The 7,605-nt window shown below is 61.2% G+C and carries 7 protein-coding genes; 4 read left to right on the top strand and 3 right to left on the bottom strand.

Going from position 1 to position 7,605, the window contains the following annotated elements; genetic code table 11:
• Both rocF and VJR68_RS02515 read left to right on the top strand, forming a co-directional pair.
• A partial coding sequence (gene rocF, locus VJR68_RS02520; protein ID WP_324145968.1) for an arginase occupies nt 1-831 on the top strand: 831 nt, incomplete at its 5' end.
• A 55-nt stretch (nt 832-886) separates the two neighbouring features.
• Nucleotides 887-2,260 carry a tryptophan--tRNA ligase gene (locus tag VJR68_RS02515; RefSeq protein ID WP_324145967.1) on the top strand — a complete coding sequence of 458 codons (1,374 nt, stop codon included), beginning with the start codon at nt 887-889 and terminating at the stop codon, nt 2,258-2,260.
• Between the two features lie 55 nt (nt 2,261-2,315).
• Here VJR68_RS02515 and VJR68_RS02510 read toward each other — a convergent pair whose 3' ends face one another.
• The 3 genes from VJR68_RS02510 to VJR68_RS02500 form a co-directional block, all read right to left on the bottom strand.
• Nucleotides 2,316-2,798 (bottom strand): BON domain-containing protein, encoded by a 483-nt coding sequence (locus VJR68_RS02510; protein ID WP_324145966.1) that lies wholly within the window; start codon nt 2,796-2,798, stop codon nt 2,316-2,318.
• A gap of 204 nt (nt 2,799-3,002) precedes the next feature.
• Nucleotides 3,003-4,586 carry an inorganic phosphate transporter gene (locus VJR68_RS02505; protein WP_324145965.1) on the bottom strand — a complete coding sequence of 528 codons (1,584 nt, stop codon included), beginning with the start codon at nt 4,584-4,586 and terminating at the stop codon, nt 3,003-3,005.
• 206 nt (nt 4,587-4,792) lie between these two features.
• Entirely contained in the window at nt 4,793-5,290 is a 498-nt protein-coding gene (locus VJR68_RS02500) for a Spy/CpxP family protein refolding chaperone (RefSeq protein ID WP_324145964.1), read from the bottom strand.
• A 173-nt stretch (nt 5,291-5,463) separates the two neighbouring features.
• On the opposite strand from VJR68_RS02500, the gene VJR68_RS02495 reads away from it, so the two are divergent.
• Together VJR68_RS02495 and VJR68_RS02490 are read left to right on the top strand one after the other, a co-directional pair.
• Nucleotides 5,464-6,159 (top strand): response regulator, encoded by a 696-nt coding sequence (locus tag VJR68_RS02495; protein WP_324145963.1) that lies wholly within the window; start codon nt 5,464-5,466, stop codon nt 6,157-6,159.
• Nucleotides 6,156-7,544, top strand: coding sequence for a sensor histidine kinase (locus VJR68_RS02490; protein ID WP_324145962.1), 1,389 nt, complete (start codon nt 6,156-6,158; stop codon nt 7,542-7,544). The genes VJR68_RS02495 and VJR68_RS02490 overlap by 4 nt, the downstream gene beginning before the upstream one ends.
• Nucleotides 7,545-7,605 lie beyond the last annotated feature (61 nt).

Below are 7,605 nucleotides of genomic sequence, written 5' to 3'. Positions count from 1 at the left end.
GGGGAGAAGCTGCGCCGTCGCGGTATCGAGGTGATCGATCGCGGCAATCTACATGGCCCGATGAATCCCTGGCAGCCGCCGGAGAATGGCTATCGCCATCTGCCGGAAGTGATTGCCTGGAACCTCGCTGTGCACACCGCCATCCACCAGGAACTGCAGACCGGCCGCCTGCCGATCATGCTCGGTGGCGATCATTGCGTGGCGATTGGTTCGATCAGCGCGGTCGCGCGGCATTGCCGCGAGCAGGGCCGCAAGCTGCGCGTGCTGTGGCTGGATGCGCATGCCGATTTCAATACGTCGCAGGTGACGCCGTCCGGCAACATCCACGGCATGCCGGTGGCTTGCCTGTGCGGCAACGGGCCGCGCGAGCTGGTGGAGATCGGCGACAAGGTGCCTGCCGTGACGCCCGACGTGTTCCGCCAGATCGGCATCCGCTCGGTGGATGAAGGCGAGAAGCGGCTGGTGCGCCAGGCGAAGATGGACATCTACGACATGCGCCATATCGACGAAGTCGGTATCAAGCGCACGATGGAAGAAGCGCTCGATGGCCTGGACGAGAACACCCATCTGCACGTGAGTTTCGACGTGGACTTCCTTGACCCGTCCATCGCACCCGGCGTGGGCACTACCGTGCGTGGCGGCCCGACCTATCGCGAAGCACAGCTCTGCATGGAAATGATTGCCGATACCGGGCGTCTCGGTTCACTGGATATCGTGGAATTGAATCCCGCCTACGACAAGCGCAACCGCACGGCGCGTCTGGCAGTGGAGCTGGTCGAATCGCTGTTCGGCAAGTCCACCTTGATGCGCGAGCCGGATGAAAAACCTTAAACTCCAACGCCCCTGCGCAAGGTGCGCGGGTGTTTGACCATCCTTGGATTGCCGCATGCAAACACGCGTCCTTACGGGCATTACCACTACCGGTACGCCGCACCTGGGCAACTACGTCGGCGCGATCCGGCCGGCGATTGCCGCCAGCCGCCGTGCCGATGTCGATGCGTTCTTTTTCATGGCCGACTATCACGCGCTGATCAAAAGCGATGATCCGGCCCGCATCGAACGCTCGCGCCTGGAAATTGCCGCCACCTGGCTGGCGGCCGGTTTGGATCCGAACAAGGCGACGTTCTACCTGCAATCGGATATTCCGGAAATCCCGGAACTCACCTGGTTGCTGACCTGCGTGACGGCCAAGGGTTTGCTCAACCGCGCGCACGCTTACAAAGCGGCCGTCGACAAGAACACCGAAGCAAATGAAGACCAGGATGCAGGCATTACCGCAGGCCTGTACATGTATCCGGTATTGATGGCCGCGGACATTCTCGCCTTCGATGCGCAACAGGTGCCGGTAGGGCGCGATCAGATCCAGCATATCGAAATGGCGCGCGATATCGCGCAGCGTTTCAACCATATCTATGGCCGCGATTTCTTTGTGCTACCCGAGGTGGTCATCGAAGAACAGGTCGCCACGTTGCCCGGCTTGGACGGTCGCAAGATGTCCAAAAGCTACGACAACACCATTCCGTTGTTTGCCGGCGGCGCCAAGCAATTGCGCGAAACCATCATGCGCATCGTCACTGATTCGCGCCTGCCGGGCGAAGCGAAAGATCCGGAAAGCTCGTCGCTATTCACCATCTTCCGCGCCTTTGCCAGCGAAGCCGAAAGCCAGGCGTTCCGTCGCGCGTTGGAAGAAGGCATCGGCTGGGGCGAAGCCAAGCAAGTGTTGTACGAACGTCTTGAGGCCGATATCGCGCCGATGCGCGAGCGCTACGAAGAACTGGTCGCGCGACCGGCCAACATCGAAGAGATCCTGCACGAAGGCGCACGCAAGGCGCGTGCGATCGCCGCGCCGAAAATCGCCGAATTGCGCAATGCCGTGGGCTTGCGCGCGATGTCATCGGTCGGTGTGGCGGGCGGTAAATCAAAGCAGGCGCCGAAAGCCGCCAAGCCACCGCGTTTCGCCAGCTTCCGCGATAGTGACGGCAGCTTCCGTTTCCGCCTGTTTTCGTCGGAAGGCGAGGAGTTGCTGCTGTCCAAATCCTTCAAGGATCCGAAGGAGGCTGGCGCCGTACAGAAGCGCCTGAAAACGCTAGGCGGTGCTATGGCAATCGTGCACAGCCTGCCGCGCTCGCTGGTGCTGGAGCTGGATGGCGAACCGGTCGCCACCGCGCCTGATTACACCGACGAACTCGAACGCGATGAAGCCGCGCGCTATTTGCGCGGGGCGCTCGACTCGCTCGCCGAGCAAGAAAAAGGCGAATAAAGCACTCCCTCCCTTGCTGTCGCAGGGGAGGGGTCTGTGCGTGCAATCCGAGCGATTACTTGCCGCTGGAAGAACCGCTCGACGACGGTGTAGAGCCCGAGCTGTCCACCGTCAGGCCAGAGGCATCGACACTCTTCACGCCCTTCACTTCCTTGGCGATGTGGATGGCGCGCGTCTTTTCCGCCTTGGTCGTGGCCGTACCGGTAAGGGTGACTTTGCCGTCGGTCGTGCTTACCGAAATATCTTTGGCCCTTACGCCTTTGGCGGTCGCGAACTTGGATTTCACCTTGGTGGTAATCCAACCGTCGTCGACCTTGCCGGGCACCGTTTCATTGCTGCGACCCGACGTCGACTCATCGTTGCTGGGGGTCGACTGTTGCATGCTCGAGGGTTGCTGCATCGAGGAAGACGATTGCTCTTGCTGCGTGGATGACGGCGACGTGCTCTGTTGTGCCATCACAGAGCATGGCACGGCGGCAAAAGCCATCATCACTGCAGTGGCGAGTAGGGATGTGCACAGATGGGACTGGTTACGCATTGGCAATCTCCTTAGAGCTATGGACTGCCTGCAGATAGGATTGAAGGGAGCAAGCAGGCGCATCGCTATCGATCCGCCTGCACATGGCAGCAGGCGGTGCGTGAACACGGCGTGGCAAAACGCAACGAAATGTTGCGTTGGTTCAGCGATGTGCGTGCATCGCCAAAGCCGTGTTTGCGGCGCGTTGTGCGCGGTGCGTTGCGCTCAGAACAAATGCTTGAACGCAATGAAGAGCACGCCCGCTAACAGGATCGATGCAGGCAGCGTCAGCACCCACGCCATCAGCAGATTGCGCACCGTGGCCCATTGCAGGCCGGAGCCGTTCGCAGCCATCGTGCCGGCTACGCCTGAGGTCAATACGTGGGTGGTGCTGACCGGCAAGTGGTACATGTCGGCGGCTTGGATCAAACCCATCGCGATCAGTTCGGCGGACGCGCCTTGCGCATAGGTGAGATGTTCCTTGCCGATGCGCTCGCCGACCGTCACCACGATGCGCTTCCACCCGACCATCGTGCCGAGGCCCAGCGCCAGCGCAACCGCGACCTTCACCCAGGCCGGAATGAATTGCGTGGCCTTGGCGGCAAGGCCACGCCAGGTGGTGAGTGTCTTGCTCTGGTCGCCGCTCAGGTCCGGTTGTGCCAGCACCAGCGGAATCGCCGCATTGGCCAGGTAGATGTCATTGCGCACGTTGCCCATCTGCTCCTGCGGTACCGAGCGCAGCGACGGGCGGTTGCCTACTTGCTGGTCGATGTTGCCCAGCAGTGCCGAGAGCGCGGGAATCATGCCGGGCAAAAGCGTGTGTTGTTGCAGGGAGGCGGTGACGAGATCGCGCGGATTGCCGGTCGCATGAACGCCATGGTCGATGGTGTCCAGCACCTGCTGGGTTTGTACCGTTACTTGATGAAAGGTCTGCACCTGACCGCCGGATACCGCGCCGTTCAAGGCATACGCGGTAGGCACTGTGCCGATCAGGATCAGCATGATCAGCCCCATGCCTTTCTGGCCATCGTTGGAACCATGGCTGAAACTCACGCCGGTGCAAGTGAGCACCAGTAGCAAACGGATCGGCCACGGCGGCGGCTTGTTGCCTTCCGGCGCGCGATACAGCGCGGGAATCTTGATCAACGCCTTCAACAGCAGCATCAGCAGGCCGGCGAGAATAAAGCCGGCGATCGGCGAGAAGACCAGGCCGCGCAGCACGCCCACGGCGGAATTCCAATCCACGCCGCTGGTACCGCTTTTTACCGCTGTAAGCTGGTTGGCAAGACCCACGCCGATGATCGAGCCGATCAGGGTGTGCGAGGACGAATTCGGCAAGCCGAAATACCAGGTGCCGAGATTCCACAGAATCGCCGCGAACAGCAGAGCGAACACCATCGCGAAACCGGCTCCGCTGCCGACCTGCAGAATCAGTTCCACCGGCAGCAGCGACACCACCGTAAAAGCCACCGCGCCCGAGGACGTCAGCACGCCGAGAAAGTTGAAGATGCCCGACCAGATCACCGCCAGGTTGGCCGGCATCGAATGCGTATAGATCACCGTCGCCACCGCATTGGCCGTATCGTGAAAACCGTTCACGAATTCAAAGCCCAGCGCGATCAGAAGGGCCACGCCCAACAAAATGAAGGGCGTGAGCGAATGCGAGCGCACGATGGAAAGATCGTCGACGAGGTGCAAGCCGGCGTACGCGGCGCCCGCCAGCAGGATCAGGCCAAACAGGATGCCGAATATCCGTCCGGAACCCTGGGCGGCGGTGGCAGAACTGACTGCGGTTGCTTCCGTCTGCATGAGCTTGCCCTCGGTGGTCAGCACCGGGAAAGCTACGGGCTGTGCAAGACAACTGCGTGACAGCGCAACCCGTCGCCGCGACATACGAGGGTGATGCCGCGGCCATAAAAAAAACGATCGCCGGTGCAGCGGCGATCGCTCAGGTGGTCGGTTAGAACGTCCGCTAAGAATCGCTAACCGAAGTTCTTTTTATGCTTTGTCGCGTCTTACTGGGCCGAGCTGGCGCTCGACGGCAGCGGATGCTGGGCTTTGAACTGCTGCCACTGTGCCTTGCGCGCCTGGAACGCCGCCTTGTTGCTGGCGTATTGGCTCTGCTGCGCACTGGTCAACACGGTGTTGTAGATCTGTGCGGTGACGGCGGCACGGGCAGTGATGCGAGCGCTGGTGAAGTTGGCTTCAGCCTGGGCCAGGCTGGCCGCGGCGGACTGGTAGTTGGACGCATTCGGCGACAGTTGTTCGAACGCTTCACGCTGCTGGCGCACAGCCTGGCCCTGCGATTTCAGCGAGGCAAAACTCTGCTGCATGAGGGTCTTGATCTGCGCCTTCTGGGCATCCGTGAGGTTCAGGCCGCGGAAGGCCATTTCAGCGCCGCCGTGATGACCGTGCGGGCCGGGGCCGAAGCCAGGGCCGCCCTGGGCGAAGGCCAGCGAAGACACGCCGATTACGGCCGAGAGAATGAGCGAGAGGGTGATCGACTTACGCATGGTGCATGCTCCTGCTTGGGTGGAGGATTTTGTTGTGACTATTGGAAAGCAGGGGCAGGTTTAAGATCTTTGCCGTGGCGTAAAGAAGGGTAAAGTCAGCCCGGCGCAAGCGATAGGCGGCCGTTCGCAGTTGTCATGCCATAGTAACTACGCCTTGGTTTCAGGTTTAACCGATGTCTCGAATACTGATTGGTGATGATGATCGCGAGCTGTGTTCGCTGCTCGCCGAATACCTGCGGCGCGAAGGCCTGCAGGTGGAGGTGGTGCACGATGGCGAAGGCGTGCTGGCGCGGCTGCGCGATCCGGCCTTGCGTCCGGATTTGTTGATTCTCGACGTGATGATGCCGGGTCGCAGCGGTTTGGATACCTTGCGCGATTTGCGCGCGCAATACCGGTTGCCGGTGATCATGCTTTCCGGGCGCGGCGAGCCGGTGGATCGCGTGGTGGGGTTGGAACTGGGCGCGGACGATTACCTTTCCAAACCATGTCTTCCGCGCGAACTGTTGGCGCGTGTGCGTGCGCAATTGCGTCGCCATACGGTGGAAAGCGTGGGTGAACTCAGCGCCGGTGTATTGCGTTTATTACCTGGCGAACGGCGTGCGTATGCGGGCGATCAGGAGCTCAATCTTACGGGCGCCGAATTCGCCTTGCTGCTGTTGCTGGTGCAGCGCGCCGGTGAAGTGATCGACAAGACGTCGCTTACGCGAGTGGCCTTGGGGCGCGAGCTGGAACGTTTCGACCGCAGCATCGACGTACACGTCAGCCGGCTGCGACACAAGCTGACGGAAGCCTCGGCGCAATCGCCGCGCATCGATTCCGTACGTGGCGCCGGCTACGTATTGCTACCCCATAGCGCGACGCCGGCATGACGTCATTCAACAGCCCTTTTCGCAGTCCACTGTTCTGGCGCCTGCTGGTTTCCGTGTGCATCGCCAACGTGCTGGTGCTCATGCTTGGTGGTTTGCTCACGCGCAGCTTCATCAATTTTTCGATGCAGCAGGCGTTCGATTGGCCTGCCCTGGCGCAATCTGCCGAGCAGGCCTATGAGAAGGACGGTGCCAGTGGACTGGATGAATGGGTAAGGCAGCAACGCGAACAGGGCGTGGATGCCACGCTGTATCAAAACGGCGAACCATTGCGCGATATACGCCTGCCGTCATCGATCCGCGACATGCTGCCGGACTGGCTGGCTTCCGGCCACGACATTGCATTGAATCCTTGGCCTGGCTTCTACGTTGCCGTACAGAACGTGACGGGTACGGACGGGCACGTGCGGCAGCTGGTGGCGGTAAGCAGTTCGCGTACGCGCATTCCGCCACGTACGCGAGGAAAGATTCTGCTTGGCGTGCAGTTGGGTCTTTCGCTGTTGATGATTGCCGCCATCGGCTGGTGGGTGGCGCGCAGCGTGTCCCGCCCGGTGGAAGCAATGCGCGCAGCGACCCGTAAAATGGCCACGGGTGAATTCACGACGCGCGTGGATCAACGCTGGAGCAACAAGCATGACGAGCTTGGTCAGCTTGCACGCGATTTCAACGGCATGGCCGAGCGCATCGAACATCTGGTCGCGCACGATCGCGGCGTGCTGCAGGATCTCTCGCACGAATTGCGTTCACCGCTGGCACGGCTGCATCTGATTCTGGATCTGGCCCAGCACAGCGCAAATCCCGAGGAAGCCTCGGCGCATTTTGAACGTGCTGAGCACGAAATTTCCCGCATGGACCGCATGACGGCGGAGATGCTGGCGCTATCGCGGCTGGAAGGTGGCTTGCCGGGCATGGTGCGTGAATCGGTCGATCTGGCGGCGCTGGCCAAGGATCGCGTTGCCGCTGCACACATCGATGCGGAGGCCCGCGGCGTGGTCTTGCAGATGGCGGATGATGGTCCCCTCAGCGTGCAGGGCAGCAGCATTCTGCTGGAACGCGCACTGGATAACGTGATTGCCAATGCGATCAAGTTCAGCCCGTCGGAAGGTGTCGTGCAAATAGCCTTGAATCGCCGCGGATCATTCGCCGAGCTGTACGTTCGAGATCACGGGCCAGGTGTGCCGGAAGAAGAGCTGACTCTTTTGTTCCGGCCGTTCTTTCGTGGCACCAATGCGGCGCAGGCCGGTGGTCACGGCCTGGGCTTGGCGATTGTGCAGCGGGTGATGCAGGCTCATGGCGGCGAAGTCACCGCGCGGAACCTGGAAGGGGGCGGCTTGGAAGTGGCTATGCGCCTGCCGTTGCAAGTCACCGCAGAAGCAGCCAACGCGTAGGTTGGGATGAGCGGAGCGCGAACCCCAACGTTCTTGATACCTGCATGTCATGGTGGGGTTC

It is taken from the genome of Dyella sp. (genome assembly GCF_035277725.1).
GTDB lineage: Bacteria > Pseudomonadota > Gammaproteobacteria > Xanthomonadales > Rhodanobacteraceae > Dyella_B.
This window is presented reverse-complemented; position numbering and strand designations above follow the sequence as displayed.

Excerpts from the sequence above, each read along its gene's own strand:
- VJR68_RS02515 (WP_324145967.1), top strand. The coding sequence starts at position 887 with ATGCAAACACGCGTCCTTACGGGCATTACCACTACCGGTACGCCGCAC.
- VJR68_RS02510 (WP_324145966.1), bottom strand. The coding sequence starts at position 2,798 with ATGCGTAACCAGTCCCATCTGTGCACATCCCTACTCGCCACTGCAGTG.
- VJR68_RS02505 (WP_324145965.1), bottom strand. The coding sequence starts at position 4,586 with ATGCAGACGGAAGCAACCGCAGTCAGTTCTGCCACCGCCGCCCAGGGT.
- VJR68_RS02500 (WP_324145964.1), bottom strand. The coding sequence starts at position 5,290 with ATGCGTAAGTCGATCACCCTCTCGCTCATTCTCTCGGCCGTAATCGGC.
- VJR68_RS02495 (WP_324145963.1), top strand. The coding sequence starts at position 5,464 with ATGTCTCGAATACTGATTGGTGATGATGATCGCGAGCTGTGTTCGCTG.
- VJR68_RS02490 (WP_324145962.1), top strand. The coding sequence starts at position 6,156 with ATGACGTCATTCAACAGCCCTTTTCGCAGTCCACTGTTCTGGCGCCTG.